The 22,188-nt window shown below is 49.4% G+C and carries 16 protein-coding genes; 9 read left to right on the forward strand and 7 right to left on the reverse strand.

Features of this window, described 5'->3' with window-relative positions:
• Positions 1–366: 366 nt before the first annotated feature.
• From aceF to pdhR, 3 genes are all read right to left on the reverse strand, one after another.
• Positions 367–2,343, reverse strand: coding sequence for a dihydrolipoyllysine-residue acetyltransferase (gene aceF, locus KDX31_14095; protein UTW02477.1), 1,977 nt, complete (start codon positions 2,341–2,343; stop codon positions 367–369).
• Between the two features lie 33 nt (positions 2,344–2,376).
• A complete protein-coding gene (gene aceE / locus KDX31_14100; protein UTW02478.1) occupies positions 2,377–5,061 on the reverse strand; it encodes a pyruvate dehydrogenase (acetyl-transferring), homodimeric type in 2,685 nt (894 codons plus the stop codon).
• A gap of 321 nt (positions 5,062–5,382) precedes the next feature.
• Complete coding sequence (pdhR, locus tag KDX31_14105) at positions 5,383–6,147, reverse strand: pyruvate dehydrogenase complex transcriptional repressor PdhR (GenBank protein ID UTW02479.1); 765 nt, start codon at positions 6,145–6,147, stop codon at positions 5,383–5,385.
• Positions 6,148–6,540: 393 nt separating this feature from the next.
• Here pdhR and KDX31_14110 point away from each other — a divergent pair, with 393 nt between their 5' ends.
• From KDX31_14110 to KDX31_14120, 3 genes are all read left to right on the forward strand, one after another.
• Positions 6,541–7,614 (forward strand): TRAP transporter substrate-binding protein, encoded by a 1,074-nt coding sequence (locus KDX31_14110; protein ID UTW02480.1) that lies wholly within the window; start codon positions 6,541–6,543, stop codon positions 7,612–7,614.
• A 223-nt stretch (positions 7,615–7,837) separates the two neighbouring features.
• On the forward strand, positions 7,838–8,368 hold the full coding sequence (locus tag KDX31_14115; GenBank protein UTW02481.1) for a TRAP transporter small permease subunit: 531 nt from the start codon (positions 7,838–7,840) through the stop codon (positions 8,366–8,368).
• On the forward strand, positions 8,368–9,753 hold the full coding sequence (locus tag KDX31_14120; protein ID UTW02482.1) for a TRAP transporter large permease subunit: 1,386 nt from the start codon (positions 8,368–8,370) through the stop codon (positions 9,751–9,753). The genes KDX31_14115 and KDX31_14120 overlap by 1 nt, the downstream gene beginning before the upstream one ends.
• Here the strand turns inward: KDX31_14120 and KDX31_14125 are convergent.
• Positions 9,750–9,890, reverse strand: a complete 141-nt coding sequence (locus KDX31_14125) for a hypothetical protein (GenBank protein ID UTW02483.1) — start codon at positions 9,888–9,890, stop codon at positions 9,750–9,752. The genes KDX31_14120 and KDX31_14125 overlap by 4 nt on opposite strands.
• 4 nt (positions 9,891–9,894) lie before the next feature.
• Between KDX31_14125 and KDX31_14130 the strand changes: the two genes are divergently transcribed.
• From KDX31_14130 to mnmH, 6 genes are all read left to right on the forward strand, one after another.
• A complete protein-coding gene (locus KDX31_14130; GenBank protein ID UTW02484.1) occupies positions 9,895–12,774 on the forward strand; it encodes an FAD-binding oxidoreductase in 2,880 nt (959 codons plus the stop codon).
• 18 nt (positions 12,775–12,792) lie between these two features.
• Positions 12,793–13,281 carry a universal stress protein gene (locus KDX31_14135; protein UTW02485.1) on the forward strand — a complete coding sequence of 163 codons (489 nt, stop codon included), beginning with the start codon at positions 12,793–12,795 and terminating at the stop codon, positions 13,279–13,281.
• A gap of 169 nt (positions 13,282–13,450) precedes the next feature.
• The gene (locus KDX31_14140; protein UTW02486.1) at positions 13,451–14,836 is read left to right on the forward strand and encodes a sodium:proline symporter; all 1,386 of its coding nucleotides are present in this window, start codon (positions 13,451–13,453) and stop codon (positions 14,834–14,836) included.
• The gene (locus KDX31_14145) at positions 14,833–15,678 is read left to right on the forward strand and encodes a metallophosphoesterase (GenBank protein UTW02487.1); all 846 of its coding nucleotides are present in this window, start codon (positions 14,833–14,835) and stop codon (positions 15,676–15,678) included. The genes KDX31_14140 and KDX31_14145 overlap by 4 nt, the downstream gene beginning before the upstream one ends.
• Before the next feature lie 101 nt (positions 15,679–15,779).
• Positions 15,780–16,382, forward strand: a complete 603-nt coding sequence (locus KDX31_14150) for a DUF2238 domain-containing protein (GenBank protein UTW02488.1) — start codon at positions 15,780–15,782, stop codon at positions 16,380–16,382.
• Positions 16,383–16,466: 84 nt separating this feature from the next.
• Complete coding sequence (gene mnmH, locus KDX31_14155) at positions 16,467–17,564, forward strand: tRNA 2-selenouridine(34) synthase MnmH (GenBank protein UTW02489.1); 1,098 nt, start codon at positions 16,467–16,469, stop codon at positions 17,562–17,564.
• A 317-nt stretch (positions 17,565–17,881) separates the two neighbouring features.
• On the opposite strand, the gene KDX31_14160 is transcribed toward mnmH, so the two are convergent.
• From KDX31_14160 to KDX31_14170, 3 genes are all read right to left on the reverse strand, one after another.
• Entirely contained in the window at positions 17,882–18,820 is a 939-nt protein-coding gene (locus tag KDX31_14160) for a porin (protein UTW02490.1), read from the reverse strand.
• 101 nt (positions 18,821–18,921) lie between these two features.
• Positions 18,922–19,611, reverse strand: a complete 690-nt coding sequence (locus KDX31_14165; protein ID UTW02491.1) for a DUF2057 domain-containing protein — start codon at positions 19,609–19,611, stop codon at positions 18,922–18,924.
• Between the two features lie 254 nt (positions 19,612–19,865).
• Positions 19,866–22,037, reverse strand: coding sequence for an esterase-like activity of phytase family protein (locus KDX31_14170; GenBank protein ID UTW02492.1), 2,172 nt, complete (start codon positions 22,035–22,037; stop codon positions 19,866–19,868).
• Between the last annotated feature and the right edge of the window lie 151 nt (positions 22,038–22,188).

A 22,188-nucleotide genomic window follows, 5' to 3' on the forward strand; every position in this document is an offset into this window, starting at 1 on the left:
TAAAGCCGCTCCTACAATACATTCATCCCGTGGGAGCCCCGTCCCGGGGCGATTAAACATCGCGACTGGCACCCAGAGGGCATACTAAAGCCGCTCCTACAATTAATTCAACACCGTAGGAGCCCCCTTCCAGGGGCGATAAGTCTAGCAACCTCATGCCCGGCGCAAAAAAAAGCCCCCGCTCAATACTGAACAGGGGCGTGAGTCATGGATACAAGAATAACCATGGAAACTATAAAAGATAAGTTGATACGGCAGTCTGCACACTGCCGTATCGGATCCGGTGTTTTACCACCGAATCACCGGTCGCCTGCAGCTTAAAAGCGTTGAGCAACCGGAATTCAGGTAATCCCGGGAAGGCCCGGATTACATTACCATGCGACGAACATCGCTCAGCAGCTGGTTCAGGTAGGTCAGGAATCGACCCGCATCACTGCCGTTGATGGCGCGGTGATCGTAAGACAGGCACAGTGGCAACATCTTACGGGGTTCAAACTCTTTTCCGTTCCAGCGCGGTTCGATATCCGCTTTGGAAATACCCAGAATAGCTACTTCAGGGGCATTAACGATCGGCGTAAAGCCGGTACCGCCGATACCACCCAGGCTTGAAATTGTAAAACAAGCGCCCTGCATCTCTGCCGGTTTGAGTTTACGGTCTTTCGCTTTACCGGCCAGCTCAGTCGCTTCCAGAGACAGCTCGTAGATGCTCTTCTTATCGGCATCCTTAATAACTGGAACCATCAGGCCGTTAGGCGTGTCAACCGCCATACCGATATTCACATACTTCTTGTAGACGATGTGTTCACCATCGGCATGCAGTGAAGCATTGAATTTCGGATGCGCTTTCAGCGCGATAGCGATCGCTTTCAGCATAAACGGCAGCGGTGTCAGCTTCACTCCATTGCGGGCTGCTTCTTCCTTCATCTCTGCACGGAACGTTTCCAGATCGGTGATATCAGCTTTATCAAACTGAGTCACGTGTGGAATGTTCAGCCAGCAGCGCGACATGTTGGCAGCGGTCAGCTTGTGGATCTTGCTCATCTTCTCAATTTCGATCTCACCAAACTGGCTGAAATCGACTTCAGGAATCGCCGGGATACCCGAACCACCGGTAACCGCTGCGGCAGCAGGCTTCTCAGCCAATTGCTTCAACGCACCTTTAACATAGGCCTGAACGTCTTCTTTGAGGATTCGACCCCGAGGACCGGTGCCGCTGACCAGAGAGAGATCAACACCGAACTCACGGGCCGTGGCACGAACGGCCGGACCAGCATGAACGTTCTTGTTTTTCTTCTCCAGTGCTTCACGATCAACGGTACCCGTTGCCGCAGGTGCAGGGGCCGCCGCTTTCGCAGGAGTCGCAGCCGGAGCAGATGCTGCCGCAGGCGCTGGAGCGGCTGCCGGAGCGGCCGCAGGAGCTGAACCACCCGCCACTTCCAGTTGCATCATCAACTGACCTTCGTTGACCTGGTCACCCTCTTTGATCTTCATGGATTTAACCACACCCGCTTTCGGTGCAGGCACTTCCATGGAGGCCTTATCGGTTTCCAGCACGATCACAGAGTCACCTTCGGCAACGGTATCGCCGTCCTTAACCAGGACTTCAACGACATCAACATCGCTGGCGCCGCTCAGATCAGGAATCAGAACATCCTCAACACCGCCAGCAACCGGAGCGGGGGCGGGAGCTGCAGCAGGCGCCGCAACCGGCGCTTCTGCTGCCGGGGCAGGAGCGGCTGCAGCGGGGGCTACCCCCTCAATCTGCAGGTCGCACAGGTGATCACCTTCATTGGTGGTATCACCCTCTTTGATCTTTATCGATACTACTACACCGGCTTTCGGTGCAGGCACTTCCATCGATGCTTTATCGGTTTCCAGTACGAGCAGGGAGTCACCTTCGGCAACGGTGTCGCCGTCCTTAACCAGGACTTCAACCACATCAACATCGGTGGCACCACTCAGATCAGGCACCAGAATTTTCTCAACCGCACTGGCCGCAGGCGCTGCTGCAGGCGCTGCTGCAGGCGCGGGCTCGGCAGCCACTGGCGCAGGAGCCGCTTCAGCAGCAGATGCTGCTGCCACCGGCGCAACCTCGTCAACCACCAAACCGGTGTCCAGTACAACAATCGCCTGGCCTTCGTTACAGGTGCCGTCCGCTTCAACCAGAATCTCTTTCACTGTACCCGCGTGGGTAGATGGCACCTCCATCGATGCCTTGTCGGTTTCCAGAACGATCAGTGAATCGCCCTCAACCACAGTGTCACCAACCGCTACACAGATCTCAACAACATCTACGTCTGCGTAACCACCAATATCAGGAACCGTAATGTTTACAGTACTCACGTTATTATCCTCTCTTAAAAGTTCAGCTTCGGGTTACACAGTCCAGGGGGCTGGTTTTTCCGGGTTTATGCCAAACTTCTGCATCGCTTTGGCTACAACAGTACGCTCAATCTTGCCCTCTTCTGCCAGAGCAGTCAGTGCAGCAACAGTCACGTAGTAACGGTTCACTTCGAAGAACTCACGCAGTTTTTCACGGGTATCGGAGCGACCAAAACCATCGGTACCCAGTACTTTATAGGTGCGTGGGATATACTCACGCAGCTGGTCAGCATAGATACGCATATAGTCAGTGGATGCGATGACCGGACCGTCGTGACCTTCCAGACACTCGGCCAGGTATGAGGTGCGAGCCTCTTCCTCTGGGTGCAGCATATTCCAGCGGGCGACACCCTGGGCATCACGACGCAGTTCGTTAATCGAGGTTGTGCTCCAGATATCAGATTCAACTCCGAACTCATCACGCAGGATATCGGCAGCAGCGATTACTTCGCGCAAAATGGTACCGCAACCCATCAGCTGTACTTTCTTATCGGAATCTTTACCTTCCTGCAGAGCGTACATACCTTTAACGATACCTTCCTCAGCGCCCACCGGCATGGCTGGGTGAGCGTAGTTCTCGTTCATGGTGGTGATGTAGTAGAACTTGTTCTCTTTGTCCTGGAACATCCGCTTCAGGCCATCCTGTACGATCACGGTCAGCTCGTAGCCGAAGGTCGGGTCGTAAGAGACACAGTTCGGAATCATCTGCGCCATCAGGTGAGAGTGACCATCCTGATGCTGCAGGCCTTCACCGTTCAGCGTGGTGCGGCCAGAGGTTGCACCGATCAGGAAGCCACGGGCCTGCATATCACCGGCAGCCCAGGCAAGGTCCATAATCCGCTGGAAACCGAACATAGAGTAATAGATGTAGAAAGGCACCATGGTGCAGTTGTTGTTGCTGTAAGAGGTCGCACAGGCCATCCACGCAGACATCGCACCCGCTTCGTTAATACCCTCTTCCAGAATCTGACCGGTCTTGGACTCTTTGTAGAACATGATCTGATCAGAGTCATGGGGAACGTAACGCTGGCCGGCTGAGGTGTAGATACCCAGCTGACGGAACATACCTTCCATACCGAAGGTCCGGGCTTCATCCGGAACAATCGGTACCACCCGCTCGCCCACATTCTTATCTTTCACCAGCGTGCTCATGACACGGTTGAGTACCATCTGGGTAGACATCTCACGCTTACCGCTGTCTTTCAGCTGCGCGGCAAAAGTATCCAGCGGTGGTATTTCCAGTGCATCGAAGTCGCTGCGACGGGTTGGGTAAACACCGCCCAGTTTGTTACGACGGTCCATCATGTACTTCATCTCAGCGGAGTCAGGAGATGGACGGTAGTAAGGGACCTCTTTCAACTGTTCATCGGTCAGCGGAATATTGTGGTGGTCACGGAAATCTTTCAGATCGTCCATTGCCACTTTCTTCATGGAGTGGGTGTCGTTCTTCGCCTGACCCGATTTACCGGTACCGTAACCTTTAACGGTTTGAGCCAGAATAACCGTTGGCTGGCCCTTGTGGTTCATCGCTTCATGGTACGCGGCGTATACCTTATAAGGATCGTGACCGCCGCGGTTCAGGTTCATGATGTCATCGTCTGACAGATCCTTAACCATCTCCAGCAGTTCAGGGTATTTACCGAAGAAATGCTCACGGGTATATGCACCACCGTTAGCCTTATAGTTCTGCAGTTCACCGTCACAGACTTCATCCATGCGCTTCTGCAGCAGACCTTTTTCATCATTTTCAAACAGTGGATCCCAGTGACGGCCCCACAGACATTTGATGACGTTCCAGCCAGCACCGCGGAATACACCTTCAAGCTCCTGTACGATCTTGCCGTTACCCCGAACCGGGCCATCCAGACGCTGCAGGTTACAGTTAACCACGAATACCAGGTTTTCCAGCTGCTCGCGGCCCGCCAGAGAGATAGCACCCAGAGATTCCGGTTCATCACACTCACCGTCACCCAGGAACGCCCATACCTTACGCTCACCACGGTTGATCAGGTCACGTGCTGACAGGTAACGCATTACGTGCGCCTGATAGATCGCCTGAATTGGTCCAAGCCCCATAGATACAGTTGGGAACTGCCAGAAATCTGGCATCAGCCATGGGTGCGGGTAAGATGACAAACCAACGCCATCCACTTCGCGACGGAAATTGTCCATCTGCTCTTCAGTCAGCCGTCCTTCAAGGTAGGCCCGGGAATAGATGCCCGGAGAGATATGCCCCTGGAAGAACACCAGATCACCTTCGCGATCGCCTTCTGAACCGTGGAAGAAATAGTTAAAACCGATATCGTAAAGTGTTGCAGAGGAGGAGAAACTGGAGATATGACCACCGAGACCGTCGGCATTGTCATTGGCACGCATCACCATCGCCATCGCGTTCCAGCGGATAAAGGAGCGGATTCGACGCTCCATAAACAGGTCGCCCGGCATACGGACTTCATCTTTCGATGTAATGGTATTGCGGTATGGGGTCGTCAGTGTCGTACCTGAACTAACTCCCATATCAGAAGCTTTTTCACCCAGCTTCTTTAACAGGTAGTGAGCACGCTCTTCGCCTTCATTTTTGGCTACAGATTCTAGAGCCTCAAGCCACTCACTGGTTTCAATAGGATCAATATCGTCGATAAATTCTTGCACTTTGCCTTTCTCCACTATTCTTGTCATGCACTCAAAACCAGGTATCCCAATCATCCCGGCGTCAGGTAAACTCTGTTAAGAATAGAAGTTATCAGTAAAACAGCAGGCAAAAAACATCAGATTTTTCTGAATCCGATGATTTTATGGATTTTGATCACTTCGCCCTGCTCACCAACACTTCTAATAAATGCCTTAATGAGTTCAAAAACAGGTCTCATGCTGCACTGCAGCAAGCCTGCCATTTTTTCTTATCGTTTTTATTTTGTAGTAATACTACAAAAAAACATAATTAAAGTCTATATGTTCGACATGAATAGCCGTTAATGTAGTTTTTATACATAGAACAGATTACAGGGTTGTTACATCAGCCCGACGCAATGCTCTTTTAAGGCGGGTGTTCTCTCTTCCCTGCTCCAACAGGGCATCTTCCACATAGGCCAGATGATCATGGGCTGCTTTGCGGGCCTTCTCCGGTTCCCCTGCCAGGATCGCTTCCATCAGCACGAAATGCTGTTGATGAATTTTGCTGCGGATATCCGTTTTGGGATAGATATCTTCCAGGTTTTCCCAGATATGCTGGCGCAGCAAACTAAACAGCGCCCGCATCATATGCAGCAACACCATATTATGAGTCGACTCGGCAATGGCCAGATGAAAGTCGACATCCGCATACACTTCCTTATCAAACTCTTTACGGTCATGAAAATCCTGCAGAGCATCATAGCGGGAGCGGATATGCTCTTTATCTGCGGGAGTACTACGCAGAGCCGCGTAATAAGCAGACACTCCTTCCAGTGCATGGCGAAACTCCAGCAAGTCATACTGCGCTTCAGGATGGGTCTTGAACAGCTCCAGCAATGGATCGGAGAATGCCCTGCCCAGTTCATCTGAAATATAGGTTCCTCCCCCCTGACGACTCACCAGAACGCCCTTTGCCGCCAGCTTCTGAATCGCTTCTCTTAGTGAAGGGCGGGACACTTCAAACTGTTTAGCCAGCTCCCGCTCCGGGGGTAACTTCTGACCCGGCTTGAGCGTGCCTTCCAGCACCATCTCTTCCAGCTGCCCCATAATCACATCCGAAATTTTGGGTTGCTTCACTCGCTGATACGCCATCTGACTATCTCCGCCAGCCATTGATATGACTCAATACTGGCTGTTAATAATTTTAAAAATGAAAGCGTTTTTACACGGTTCAAATCCGCCATGAAACGCTTAATAGCTGGCGGGGGACCATAAAAAACCCATCGCATTACTACTTTAAAACTGGTCTGACCGTGCTGCTTGTTATTGATTTATATAAAAAATAGAGCTTTTTCCAGAAAAGCAGCTAAGTTTATTACTTATAAAAGCATTGACAAGATACCGCTCTAAATTCTAAGGTAGCGACTAATTGCATGGTAAATTGGTATTACCAATTATTCAAGAACATTTTTAAACGGCTCCCGAATGGCCCGTTCTGAATCCGGCAAAGAAAGATAAAAACAACAATCATCATGAGGGAATATCATGAATAAATTTGCAAAGACTCTGGTCTCTGCTGCTGTAATCACTACAGCTATGACGGCAACCACGACAGCAGTTCAGGCTGCGGACAAAGTACTTCTGAAGACACCTATCGCCTTCGGATCTCACCTGCCGGCACTGGGGACTCCAATTAAGTGGGTCTCTGAACAGTTGCCGGTTATGAGTGATGGTTCCGTTAAGATGAAAATCTACGAGCCGGGTAAACTGGTCGGTGCTAAAGAGATTCTCGGTGCCGTTTCATCCGGCAAAGTGAACTCAGGTTATGCCACTGCAGGTTACTGGCAGGGCAAGATCCCCGCAGCTGCACTATTCTCTGCTGTTCCATTCGGACCTGAAGCAGGCGAATATATGGCCTGGCTCTATTACGGCAACGGTATGAAGCTGTATCAGGAGATGTATGACTCCAACGGCTATAACGTCAAGGTTATCCCTTGCGCCATTATCTCTCCGGAAACATCTGGCTGGTTCAAAAAAGAGATCAATACACCTGAAGATCTGAAAGGTCTGAACATGCGTTTCTTTGGTCTGGGTGCATCCGTGATGGAGAAACTGGGTGTATCTACTTCCCAGCTGCCAGGCGGTGAGATCTTCGGCGCACTGGAGAAAGGTGCCATTGATGCGACCGAGTTCTCTCAGCCAGCGATCGACCAGCTTCTGGGTCTGTATAAAATTGCTAAATACAACTACTTCCCGGGCTGGCATCAGCAGGCAACCATCTTTGAGTTGCTGATCAATAAAGACACCTGGAACGACATGAGCAAAGGCCAGCAGGCCATTGTGGATAACACCTGTAAGGCATCCGTGACTAACGCAATTGCCGAAGGTGAAGCGATGCAGTTTGATGTGATGGCTAAAGCGAAGGAAAACGGCGTTAACATCCGTTACTGGAACGACACCATGCTGAAAACCTTTGAAGAGAAATGGAACGAAGTGGTCGCCGAGAAGACCGCTGAAGATCCATTCTTTAAGAAAGTGTGGGATGACCTGAGCACTTTCCGCAAAGGTTATGACCTGTGGGAATCTAACGCCTTCCTGCCGCGCGCTAAAAACAACTAAGCATGACTCAGATATGACTTAGCAACGCAGGGGCAGACCAGCCCCTGCGTTTAGTCTGTGACTTTTCTGAACTCAGCCATTAAGCACTGAATTAAAAACATTTAGTTGAGAGCATTCTGTAAAGAATGCGGCAGACCCGCGGTTTTACAGAGTTTTTTCTGAAACTTATTCATATTTTAACGCTAACTCTAAATACAATAAAAACTGGTAAAGGTGCATTATCGTGAACGAGCCTAACAGCCTGCCCTCTGTTCCCCTGGCGGACAGCATTGACCGGGCGATCCAGAAAATCGGCCATATAATCGCCTGGGTCTATGTAATTCTGGTTCTGGTCATTATTACTCAGGTGATTCTGAGAAAAGGATTTTCCAGTGGTCTGATCGTTTTAGAAGAGCTGGAATGGCACCTGTATGCGCTGGGGGTGATGTTTGGTCTGTCATACGCCCAGACAACTAACTCGCATATCCGTGTCGACCTGTTTTATTCATCATTCAGAGCAAAAACCAAACACGTGATCGAGATATTAGGCATCCTGCTGTTAGTGTTGCCTTTTATCTCCGTTATTTTTATCCACAGCCTCGATTTTGTTGCTGAATCCTACCGTATCAATGAGCACTCCGAGTCCCCTTCAGGCCTGCCTTACCGCTGGCTGGTTAAGAGTGCGATACCCGCCAGTATGCTGCTGCTGGGTGTAGCGGTGCTGTCACGTCTTTACCGGGACACTGTTTTATTGTTTAAAGGGGACAACGCGTAATGGAAATTAATGAAATTCTGGTTATTGCGATGTTCCTGTCGTTCATTGCACTGCTGTTTACCGGTATTCCGGTCGCCTGGGTTCTGGGGGGCGTCGGGGTCGCTTTTGCCCTGATCGGTTATCTGGCTGATACCTATTTCGATACCATAACCGGTCTGGACTTTCTTACACTGGGTCTGGTGGTTAACCGCCTGTGGAAGATAATGGACAACTGGATTCTGGTTGCCCTGCCGATGTTTATCTTTATGGGGATTATGCTGGATAAGTCAGGCGTTGCAGAACGGTTGATGAACTCCATGCAGGAGCTGTTCGGTCGGGTACGCGGTGGTCTTGCGATCACGGTAACCGCCATCGGTATTATTCTGGCAGCCTCTACCGGCATTATCGGCGCATCAGTAGTACTGCTGGCGGTGATGTCGCTGCCTTCCATGACAAAACAGGGCTACTCAATGCCACTGGCACTGGGCACCATCGCCAGCGCCGGTACCCTGGGTATTCTGATCCCGCCAAGTATCATGCTGGTCATCATGGCCGATCAGTTGGGTCTGTCGGTTGGCGACCTGTTTATGGGGGCGGTATTCCCGGGACTGATGCTGGGGGGGATGTACATCCTCTATATTCTTATTGTCGGTAAGCTCAAGCCCGACGCTGCACCTATTCCAGCGGATACCAAGCCGGTCACACTGCAGACGGTTATTTCAGTGCTTAAAGCGGTGTTGCCTACCCTGCTGCTGATCTTTGTAGTGCTGGGTTCCATTTTTGGTGGTTTCGCCACGCCGACAGAAGCCTCAGGCGTAGGCGCATTCGGTGCAACACTGCTGGCCCTCTATAACCGAAAGTTCAACTTCCGGGTGCTTAAAGAGGTGATGCAGGGCACTTACAACACCACTGCCTATATCTTCGCTATCTTTATCGGAGCCACCTGTTTTGCACTGGTGTTGCGTGAACTGGGGGGCGATGAACTGATTGAATCGTTCCTCACCGGTCTTCCGTTTGGCCCTTACGGAATTATTTTCTTTATTCTGGGGGTCATCTTCCTGCTCGGTTTCTTCCTTGACTGGATTGAGATTACGCTGATTATTCTGCCGTTGCTGGCGCCGGTTATCTCGGCACTGGGGCTGGATATTGATGGTTATGGGGTGGTGGATAATCCGGAGCTGGTGTGGTTTGTGATGCTCGTTGCCATGGCATTACAGACCTCATTCCTGACACCGCCGGTGGGCTTTGCCCTGTTCTATCTCAAAGGGGTTTGTCCACCGAGTGTTAAACTGAGTGATATTTATAAAGGTGTTATGCCGTTTATCATGTTGCAGCTTATCGGCCTGTTGATTCTGGTGTTCTTTCCTCAGCTGATTCTCTGGCTGCCTGCTGCAGCCTATGGCTAAGTGCCTGGTTTAACCCGGTCAGTACAGAAGGAGCCCGTCTCCTTCTGTTGTTCCATTCCATCCGGCCTGCGGGCCACCAGATAATCGGGCAGATCCTGAGTCACCATTTGAATCAGCAACTGCCTAAGGCGAGGCATTTCAATGAAGCAGGAATATCAACAGTTCAAGCAACTCTTGCAGGAATTTCTGCCCGCTAAACAGATCATATCCGATCCGCTTCGCACACTGGCATATGGCACTGATGCCAGTTTCTATCGCTTGATTCCTCAACTGGTGCTGCGGCCCGAATCGGAAGAGGATGTGGCCCGCATTGTAAAGCTGGCCTATCGTCATAAAGTCCCCGTCACCTTCCGCGCGGCAGGCACCAGCCTTTCCGGTCAGGCCATCACGGATTCAGTGCTGATTCAACTGAAAGATGGCTGGAAAGGTTACCGTATAGACGATGATGCCAGCCGCATAACGCTTCAGCCCGGCGTCATTGGCGGCCATGCTAACAGCTACCTGGCCCCGTTTAATAAAAAGATCGGCCCCGACCCGGCCTCCATTAATACGGCGATGATCGGTGGTATCGCCGCTAATAACGCCAGCGGTATGTGTTGCGGAACGGCACAAAACAGTTATCGCACCCTGCACAGTATGAAACTGATTCTGGCGGATGGCTCCTCTGTTGATACCGGAGACCAAGCCTCGGTCACCGCTTTCAGAAATAGTCACAGTAGTCTGCTGACAGCTCTGGAAGCTCTGGCCTCTCAAACCCGGAGTAATACCGCTCTGCGGCAACGCATCGAGCATAAATACCGACTGAAAAATACCACCGGATATGCCCTCAATGCACTGGTTGATTACCAGGACCCAATTGAGATCATGCAGCATCTGATGATCGGCTCAGAGGGAACGCTTGGCTTTATCAGCAATATCACCTACAACACGGTTGATGAGCATCCGGATAAAGCGTCTGCGCTGATCTTTTTCCCCACCGTTCGCATCACCTGTGAAGCAGTGGCGATACTGAAGAAGACCCCGGTGTCTGCGGTCGAGATGATGGATCGTGCGGGGCTGCGGTCGATCGAAAACAAAGCCGGTATGCCCGACTTTATCAAACAGCTGCCGGATGATGCAGCTGCGCTGCTGGTTGAGACACGGGCTGAATGTGAAAACCATCTGGCACAGCAGGTTGAGCAGATTAAGGCCTCTATCGCCTCGCTGGAGACCGTGCGCGATGTTGAGTTCACCACAGACCCACAGGAGTATTCAAAGTACTGGGCAATCCGCAAAGGCCTGTTCCCGGCAGTCGGGGCTGTGCGTCAAACCGGTACCACCGTCATAATCGAAGATGTGGCATTTCCGGTAGAACAACTGGCCGATGCGGTTCACGACCTGCACCAGATCTTTGTCAAATGGGACTATGATGAAGCGCTCATCTTTGGCCACGCACTGGAGGGGAACCTCCACTTTGTCTTTACTCAGTCATTTGATACACAGTCTGAAATTGATCGTTATGAAGGTCTGATGGATGATGTCGCCAACCTGGTTGTCGATAAATATGATGGCTCGCTCAAAGCGGAGCACGGTACCGGGCGCAATATGGCCCCCTATGTTGAAAAAGAGTGGGGAACTGAAGCCTATGCACTGATGTGGGAGATCAAGGAACTGTTCGATCCACACAATATTCTCAACCCCGGAGTGCTACTGAACCGTAATGCCAATGTGCATCTGGAAAACTTCAAGCCACTTCCGGCTGCCGATCCGTTAGTCGACAAATGCATCGAGTGCGGCTTTTGTGAGCCCACCTGCCCCTCACGGGATCTCACCCTGACCCCGCGTCAGCGAATCGTTATCTGGCGGGAGATTGCCCGGCTTGAAGCCAGCCATGAAGATCCGCAGCGACTGGCGGAGTTGCGCAAAGAGTACCTTTATCAGGGGATAGATACCTGCGCGGCTTGCGGGTTATGCTCAACCACCTGCCCGGTAGAGATAAACACCGGTGATCTGACCCGTTTGTTACGCAGCCGGAACAACGAGCGGCACGCTAAACTGGCTCAGTGGCTGGCAAAGCACTATGGCGGCGTAATGACTGCCAGTAAAGTCGCCTTTAAAGGCGCCGATCTGACCCACGGACTGATCGGTACTAAAGCGATGAGTGCAATCTGTGACACCACCCGTAAACTCTCCGGAGGACGGGTGCAACAGTGGACTCCGTCGATGCCAACGGCGGCACCTAAGATAAACACCCACCGCCCGGTGACCCACCCGGATGCGCCAAAGGTTGTTTACCTGCCCAGCTGTGCCAGCCGGGCGATGGGACCAGCACGGGGCGATAATGAGCAGACCTCTCTTGCAGAGAAGACTGAACAACTATTGCGCAAGGCAGGCTATCAGGTGATCTACCCGGATAATCTGGACCAATTGTGCTGTGGTATGCCATTCCAGTCAAAAGGGATGTTTGACGCTGCCGATTATAAGGCCGCAGAAACTGAAGCGATGCTGCTTAAGGCGACAAATAATGGTGAGTATCCTGTGTTTTCAGATACCAGCCCCTGCAGTCTTAGACTAAAAGATAATACAGATCAACGTATTAAACTTTTTGATACGGTAGAGTTCATCCATGAGTTTCTGCTCGACCGGCTGGTGATTTCACCCGTTGAGGAAACCGTAGCACTGCATATAACCTGCAGCACAACCCGCTTGGGAATTACCGACAAGCTGAAGAGGATTGTCGAATCCTGTGTAACCAATGTGGTTATTCCGGAGAAGATAACCTGTTGCGGATTTGCCGGTGATAAGGGATTCTCAACACCCGAGCTGAATGAGTCCGCATTGCGCTCACTCAGGCAGGATGTTGAAGGCTGTACGAGCGGATATTCGACCAGCCGCACCTGTGAAATAGGGTTATCGCACCATAGCGGTTTAGATTACAAATCTATCATTTATCTACTGGACCGGGTCAGTCAGCCGAAACTGAATGCCGACAACACGGTTCCAGAAAACAGACTGATTCAGCACAATGCTGCTGAACAGTAACTTATGAGGATATTGAGCATGCCACTCCCTGAGATTAAGACAATTTTGTACACAACTTCTTTGGGCAAACACACCCGCCCGGTTTTCAGACAGGCGGTGAACCTTGCTCAGACGATGAAAGCACATATTATTATGCTGCATGTTATCGAGCCGATCGGTGAGCTGGGACATGCCCTGATTCAAAACTACCTGCCGGAAGACGTCGTCAAGAAGATGCATGATGAAGGTATCGATCAGGTTATGCAGCAGATGAAAGCCCGGGTCGAAACGTTCTGCGAAGAGGAACTGGGATCCCTGGATAAGATTGTTGATCTGGACATCGAACACATGATCGTTGAAGGGAACTATACGGACTCAATCCTCAAAGTTGCGGCCAAACGCAACGTGGATATGATTGTTATGGGTTCTGAAAACACCTTTGGTCACCACAGCCAGACAACACGTCAGGTCATTAAAGGCGCTACGATTCCTGTTGTCGCTGTGCCTACCGGTAAAAAATACGTGTAAATTCTGTATAGTAAAAAGCCTGTCAAATGACAGGCTTTTTTTTGCCTATAAAATCTGACTGTTATGGTAACCTGCATATTTTTGTCAACGGCCGATATTTTTCATTCTGATTTCAGTTTCTCGGTTAATAATTACAAAACACATTTTTTCACAAGTGTCAGGACAGCAAATGGACATATCACTTATCATCGCAGTTGCTGCGGTCGCTATCATTTCAGTTTTTCTCAGCCCGAAAGCAAACAGTAATAATGCTTTTTTTAAGGGTCACTCACCTGGAGGCAAGCCACCTGGTCTGCTGATACTGACCTTTTCACAGGTCACCACCTGGATCTTTGCCCGATCACTCCTGAACGCAGCCATTCTCGGTTTTTATTACGGTATCTGGGGCACCCTGGCCTATGCCACCTACTATCTCTCCTTTCTGACCGGCGCTAAGATTATCGATTCTGTCAGATTTGAACACGGCTTTAACAGCATACAGGCGTTCCTGACCGACCGATTTGGCAGCTGGGGGACCCGTTGTTACAACTTCGTCATCGGCGTTCGCCTGATCAGCGAAGTCTTTGCCAACATCCTGGTTATCGGTATTCTCTTCGGTGTCGCTGGCAGTACATCCTATACCGCTGCGGTTGCGCTGTTTGCGGTTATCACACTGGTCTATTCGATGCTCGGTGGTCTCCATGCATCACTGCGTACCGATCTGTTTCAGATGGTACTGTTTCTGATTTTACTGGGTGGCCTGACAATTCTCGTTCTGACAACAGGACAGCTCACCAGCGCGACACTGATGTTTAAAAGTTTCGTTATAACGGACCCCGGCCCGGTATTGATTCTGGTCGCATTGTTGCAGATCTGGAGCTATCCGATGCATGACCCGGTGATGATGGACCGGGGCTTTCTCGCGGACCGGGAAACCACCCGCAAAAGCTTCTACCATGCAGCCTGGATCAGTTTTATCTCGATTGTACTGTTTGGCTGCTTTGGTATCATTGCCGGAGCCAGCGCCATCAGTGGTGAAGCGATGAATGCAGCGCTGCTGCGGCTGCTCGGTGAAATGCCGATGCTAATGTTCAATATTATTCTGGTCATCTCCGCGATGTCTACCCTCGACAGCACCCTGTCCAGTTCCTCGAAGCTGGTTGCGGTGGACATGAAATGGGTTGAGCCATCCCTGACCAACGGCCGGATTACCATGGCGGTATTTGTTTTACTGGGTCTGCTATTGGTGTTTGTCGGCAATAAAGATCTGTTCAGCGCAGTTGCCGTCAGTGGTACCGCATCGATGTACCTTGCTCCGGTGATATTCTTCTCCTTATGGGGTAAACGGACCGATATTCCTCTATGGAGCTATCTCAGCTGTTTCGCTATGGCTTTGGCAGGTGCAGCACTGTATTTCACTGAATCTTCAGGACACACACATCTGCTTGGAGAAAGCCATAAATACACTAAGTTGTTGTGGATATCGCTCAGTGTTCTGGCTGGAGGCTGCCTGCTGTTCTGGGCGGGGATGATGAGTAAGCATCAACACCCTACCCTGACAGAAACCACAGTATGATCCCATTCAAGCCCGATGAATCGAGTCCGCTGTTAATCTTTGGCGGGCCATACAGCAACCTCCAGGCCACCCGTGCTATCAGACAGATCGCTGATGACCTGTGTATACCGGCGCACAATGTGCTCTGTACCGGCGATCTGGTGGCCTATTGCGCCGAGCCAGATGAGACTGTCGATCTGATCAGAGAGTGGGGCATCACGGTTGTTGCCGGTAATTGTGAAGAGTCTGTAGGCTACGGTGCCGCAGACTGTGGCTGTGGTTTTAACGCAGGCAGTGCATGTGACCTGCTGTCTGCCCAATGGTATAACTACACCCTTCCCCGGGTCAGCGAAGCCAATAAAGCCTGGATGCGACAGCTGCCCGGGCGAATCAGCTTCGACTATGGTCAGCATGCCTTCACCGCGATCCATGCTGGCGTTAGCAGCAGTAACCAGTTTATCTTCCCCTCCGATGCGGCAAACATCGCTCAGCAACAACTGTTGCACTGCGGCAGCGATATCATTCTTGCCGGACACTGTGGGATCCCTTTCGGTCAAAAGTTCAGCACGGGGTATTGGTTAAATGCGGGGGTGATTGGTATGCCCGCAAACGATGCCAGCTCCGAAACCTGGTATCTGACTATATCCAAAGTTGATCAGCAGCTCATCTGCAGCTGGCAGCGGTTAGCTTATAATCACGCTGAAACGGCCAAGAAGATGTCAGAATCCGGTTTGAAAAATGGCTATATGAAAGCACTGTCCAGCGGGCTTTGGCCAAGCCAGGATATTTTACCCGCCAGCGAAAAATCACTGACCGGTCAACGGCTGCATATTCCAGCAATGGTAATCCCTATCGTTGCATGACGCCGGACTCCCGCAGAGACATCTCTGCCGGGCGACGTCGCATCGGGTAAACCTTGCTGGCAGCGCTATTTTAGGCCTGCTAAATAACTTATACTGCGCAGATGCGAATACTCTGGATTATCACATTTACGGCGACACTCCTGTGGTCGGCAATCAATCCCAAAGATCAGTTCACCTGGTTTCTTGAGGTTGCGCCCGCGTTGATCGGTGCCGCTGTCTTAGCCTTAACCTGGAAAAAGTATCCGCTGACACCGCTGCTGTATGTGCTGATTCTGATCCACTGCCTCATACTGATGGTTGGCGGACATTATACCTATGCCGAAGTGCCACTTTTTGACTGGATATCCGAGTTGTTTGGCTGGCAGCGCAACAATTACGACAAAGTGGGCCACCTCGCTCAGGGTTTTATCCCGGCCATCATCGCCAGAGAGATCATTATTCGGGCAGAGGCGGTTAATGGCTACCGATGGCTGAACCTGTTTATTATCAGTTTTTGTCTCGCCTTTAGTGCTCTTTATGAGTTAATTGAATGGTGGGTTGCAGAGCTCAGCGGTGAATCAGCTGCGGCATTCCTGGGTACACAGGGATATGTATGGGATACCCAATCAGATATGTTTATGGCCCTGCTGGGCGCCTGTTTTGCACTGATATTACTGAGCCGCTGGCATGACCGCCAGCTGCAGAAGATAAGCATTGAAAAGTAATCTGCTCAGATAATCAGCAACTGGTAACTCATTTAATAAAGCTTAGCTATAAAACCTAATCACAACAATTGATACAAGAACCCTATGCGCGAAGATACCGATAATTACCGAGAGCTATTTCTGAATGATACCCCTATGGTCGATCTTCGGGCGCCGGTTGAGTTTAATCAGGGAGCCTTTCCAACCGCTGTAAGCCTTCCACTGATGACTGATGACGAACGCGCTCAGGTCGGCACCTGTTATAAACAGCAGGGGCAGCAAGCCGCGATAAAACTGGGGCATCAGTTAGTCAGCGGTGAGATTAAAGAGCAAAGAATGGAACGCTGGCTGAACTTCTGTCGCGATAACCCGGAGGGATACATCTACTGTTTCCGTGGCGGCTTACGCTCACGAACAACTCAACAGTGGCTTAAAGAATCCGGTATCGATTACCCGCTGGTATTGGGAGGATATAAAGCTCTGAGAAACGCCCTTCTGGATGTTATTGACGAACTGTCCGGCACGATGCCTTTCCATATTGTCGGAGGTAAGACCGGCTCAGCCAAAACACTGATGGTTAACACACTGGCTAACGCCATCGACCTGGAAGGTGCTGCACATCATCGGGGTTCCAGCTTTGGCGGCTACGTTAATGCTCAGAATACTCAGATCAACTTTGAAAATATCACCGCTATTGCGATGCTGAAAAAGCAGCATGCAGGATATCAACAACTGGTATTGGAAGATGAAGGCCGGCATATCGGCAGTGTTGACCTCCCGGCTCCGCTCTACCAGAAAATGCTTGCCGCCCCTGTTGCCGTAGTAGAAGATCCACTGGAGGTTCGTCTGCAACGATTACTTCAGGATTATGTTATCGACATGGTTGCTGACTATACCCGAGTTCACGGTGAGGAACAGGGACAGATACTCTGTGAAGAGTACCTTCTGTCCGGACTGGATAAAATCCGCAGAAGACTGGGCAATGAGCGCTGGCAGATCCTGCGAGAGGAGATGCAAAAAGCGATAAAGGGCCATCAGGCTGGCGCAGGATTCGATGCTCACCTGAACTGGCTTACACCACTGCTAGAATGGTATTACGATCCGATGTATGAGTATCAGCTTAGTCTGAAGGCAGAGCGGATAAAATTCCGTGGTGACTGGCAGGAATGCCATGATTACCTGAAAGAAAAATCGGCGGGTTAAGAGCCGATGTCCGATCGTTTCGCTAGTTCGATCAATTCATTTATCCGAACGTTGCCTTCGGCAACTTGTCCGGTTGCTGCATTTGTAACTCAGACTCGCCACGGAATGCACAGAGGAAAATAAAAGCTCTTCTCAGTGAGCTCTGTGTCCTCTGTGGTAAAAATTTCTCCATGCCTTTACGAACTTCGGATCTCGGACAACTGAGCGCGGCTTTTAAAAACTAAAAAAGGCCGGTTCGAAAACCGGCCTGAAAAATGGTCATTCAAAGCTCGAAGGGGTGAACTAAGAATGAACTTTGTTTTTCACAAAAGTTCTGATTAGAACTTAACGCGCATACCTGCCAGATAGCCCATCTTCACGCCATCTTCATCAGTATCAGCAATCTCAGCGAACACAGATACGTTCTTCTGAGTTGGGAACTTGTAAACAACGTTAGCGTACCACTCAGTAACATCATCAGCGCCATCTTCTTCAACCTTAGTCATCCCCAGACCCAGGTCAGTTGTCTTGGCAACAGGAACAATAGTCATCAGGTTATACTGATCAGTCTCAACAGTCCCATCATCAGCCTTACTGTAATCAACGCCGAATTCTGCAAATCCTGCATCAAAAGACGCACTTACACCCCAAACATCAACATCACCGGAAACCGACGGGTCTTCGTCATAGTTCTGGTATGCAGCTCCCAGATCGACACCACCCACGGAGGTAGATACGAACAGATCATACCCTTTGCCATCCGCACTGTCTTCGCTTCCAGCTTCAAGCTCGGTAGTCGCTATCAGGGTAAAGTTATCCATGTTGACATCAACACGAACCACATCATTACCAGAAGTTTCGGTAGCATCAAACTGATCTTCTTTCAGTTTGTCTTCGAGCTGCGCATCAACACCGAAGCTATCTACGGCAAAGTTCTGCTGACCGATGGATACAGAAACGTTACCAAACTGCATACCCACATAGGCTTCTTCGAGGTGGCTGCTATCAGTTTTGCCTTCCGCAGCATTCTTATACCCGAAGTCCAGCTGACCGAACGCTTTCATGTCGTCGCCCAGATCGTAGATAACAGAGTTTTTCAACTCAAGATCATCGAATTCAACATCCAGCTTCTGATCTTCACCAGCATCTTTACGAAGCTGAATCTGAAAGTCACCTTTCAGCTTATAAGTCAGACCTTTACCTTCGTAAATAGTCGCAGCACTTGCAGAACCAGCAGTAGTCGCTGCAATAGCAGCAGCCAGGATAAGCTTTTTCATTTCTTTCTCCAGTTAAGAAAAGACAAAAGTTAATTAAGTTAAATTATTAAAAGGCACTCCCTGCCACCTCATCGACAATAAGGCAAATATCCAAAATAGAATTATTTATCACTGATCCAATCTTTAAACCTTTCACGGGTTTCAGCATCGGCTTTCAAATACCAATACTGAAGAAGTTGCTCGGGAAGATTTACATATTTTTTATTATCAATTGACTCATCAGAAAACTTATATGAAATAACAACACTTTTACTCTCAGCCTTTTTAGCCGAGTCACGCATATCGGACGGAAGGTAATTGATTGATAATTCATCACCAGACCGGTTAAAATCATTTAGCTCTCTTACATAATCACGGCTAAGCTGAAAGCCCTCTTTAATCAGGGGTTTTGACTTATAACTGATTGAACGACCGGCGCTATCAGTAAGCAGCCACTGCTGACCATTATCGAACTCGTTGAATTCTGACATACGCTTTATTTCAGGAGCTGAAAGTTTAAGACTGTTATCTTGTGCTTTAAAAACAATAATATGCGGATTACTGTTTTCTATCTCAATATCACCGAATGTTTCTATCTCTGCTGAGTAGCGAACAAGAATCTGGTTTACACCATTTGGTAATTGAGCTGATAGCTTATTTCCAATTAAAGAATCACTTTCCAGCTCAACACCATTTACAGCGATTATATAGATACCGTTTTCAGCGGATAATTTAACATCGGCCAAAACCGATGTAGAGGCTGATAAAGAAAACAACAAAAAAGAAATGAAGTTTTTTGAACTAAATCGCATTACCACTGCCTTATTTATTTAAGCAAAAATTTATTGGCTGCGATAATAGCTAGAAAATATTACAGAAAGGTTAACTGACAATTAAAATAATTTTTTAAAACAAAAAAATCATCTATGTTAAATTTATAATAAATTTATATGAAGTTTTTATAACAACCACATAAAAATAAACCCTAACAAAGTAAGGCCATAACGAATTTATAATAAAAAGGCGATCAATGATCGCCTTTTTATACTTCTATTTTTTTCAGGTTTTACATCTTTCCGATTCTGAAAAACAGAGTCTCGCCAGAGCTATCATCCACGCCATCATTGTCTGTAACCGCATAACCGTTACCTGCAGCATCTACGGTAAACCCTTCGATCTTATCCTGTACATAGCCATTCAGAGACTTCAGGTCAGGGAGAAAATCGTGAACCAATGTCTTCTTAACAACTGGTAGCTCTGAACCGATCTCAGCCGGTTTCAACTGATCTGTAGAAACACGATAGAGACGTTTCACCTGCGCAGACTCACCCAGCTGATTGTCCCGTTCGATGATATAGACCTGATCACCATGGTTAACAATTTCAGAGAGACCAACCCAACCGGTTGAAACATGCTCAAGTGGATAGTGCACAGCGCCCCAGCTGTTTGTCTTCAGGTGATAAGCTAACAGTTTAACCTGATCAGCAGGGTCATCCTTCCAGGGCCGCTGAATTGCGACCCACAGAGTCTCACCAATCATAGTAATCCCTTCAGCCCCAAACCTGATCTCATGCTTCAGCAGTTCAGCGGGGAAATCAATTGTACGATCAATCTCACCGTTACTGTTTACATGATGAATCCCGTGAGGAACATCTTTTTTGGTTTTACCTTCAGACGCCAGCCAGAAGCCACCCTTTCCATCCGCTGCAATACCTTCGAGATCAAGTTTTTTAGCTGCTTGTCCGTCACGTAAAACCGGAATTGCTGCTGTGATTCTTGCAGGGGTCTGGTTTGCATCAATACTGAAAATTGTAGGCTGGTTAGCATAGAAGCTATCGTTCACCGCGTACAGCATACCCGGCTTAGCAGGATCTGCTGTCAGCCCCGATAAAGCCCCCCAACCGATCGGCGTACCATTACTGGTTCGTGTAGACGTTATCTGTGGATAAGCAATTGGCGCATCAGAAAAGCCGTACAACATGACATGCGCGCGAGGACCTTTATCTTCAATCAGATCTTTCTCATTAGCACTCACCAGTAGATTACGCTGAGGTATCACCACCGCAGACTCCGGAGCAATACCCGAAGGCAACAGCTGAACAAACTCAGGCTCCCCTCCCGTATCTCGATAAACACCGATAACCGAAGCCCGTTCAGAGAGGATAAAGATATAGGTCTGGCCGTCAAACTCGCCCACAGCAACACCTTCCGGCTCACTTCCTTTTTTACCAGAACGTTTCTCAGGATAGTGGCCGGCTAAAATAATCTCCTGCTCAAACGACGTGCCAGATTCAAACAATATCCGTCCATCTTTATGAAAAATGGTAAACCCGCGGGCACCGCCATTCATATCACCCTCATTGGCAATAACGAAACGGTTCTCATCAATCCATTTAACGGAATCAGGTTCACGCAGACGGGTTTGGCTTCCGCTGAAATCCAGCTTTTTATCTTTCTTGATATCGATACCGTCAAGCTCAACACTCCCGGCAGAAAAATGGTTGAGAATCTTGCCGCTGGCTGCATCGATAATTGCCAGATGATTATTTTCCTGGAGTGTCACCACGATTTCGTTGCGACTGTTGAAATCAACAAATTCAGGTTCAGGATCAGTCGCTCCAATCTCTGCCAGCCCCGTCATATCAACCTTCATCAGTTTATCGCATTGAGGCTGACCATTTTTAACCGGTACGACGGTTACCCAGCCAGCAGGAAGCTGAGGCAATTCACCCTCATTGAGATCTTCATCACGCTCGTTCTCAATAGCCACGGCGACATAGCGACCATCTTTAGATACAGCCACAGAATCAGGCTGACCACCCAGATCACAGCGGGCTAACTCATTACGTGTTTGCAATCCGAGAGCCATCAGATAGCCCGAAGGTTGGGTATAACTTTCACTGGTATTAACACCCGCAAAAACGGTATTGCCACCAATTGCAACGGATGTAGGCTCTCCATCCAGCTTAACCAGTCCTCCGGCGACCGGCATCTGTACGTTCGTGATATCAACGAACCCTAATGCCTCGAAAGGACTATCAGAATAGACCAGTGTATTACCATCTTCACTGGCAGCAATAATTTCAGGAGACGTCTCCCGCTCTGACTCAGTCCCTTCTGGTAAATTATCGATAGCACCGAAGCTGGCAATACGGTTAAAGGAATTGGCTTGAACAACAGTGGCTGAAGCAGCAATTGACAGAACCAAAAGTGATTTTTTGAAACGACTGACAGGCATAACAGGTCTCCGGGGTTAATTTTACAACCCGAGGATGGTATAGGTGATGAATGACAGAAAGGTTACTGGCGCATGACCAATCCAGAGTTGGATATGAAAGAGCCATGACCTCACTTCACCACCCAGGACACTGAGAGCGCAGAGGTGCCTT

Origin of the sequence: Amphritea atlantica, from assembly GCA_024397875.1 — a bacterium.
GTDB classification, from domain to species: domain Bacteria; phylum Pseudomonadota; class Gammaproteobacteria; order Pseudomonadales; family Balneatricaceae; genus Amphritea; species Amphritea atlantica_B.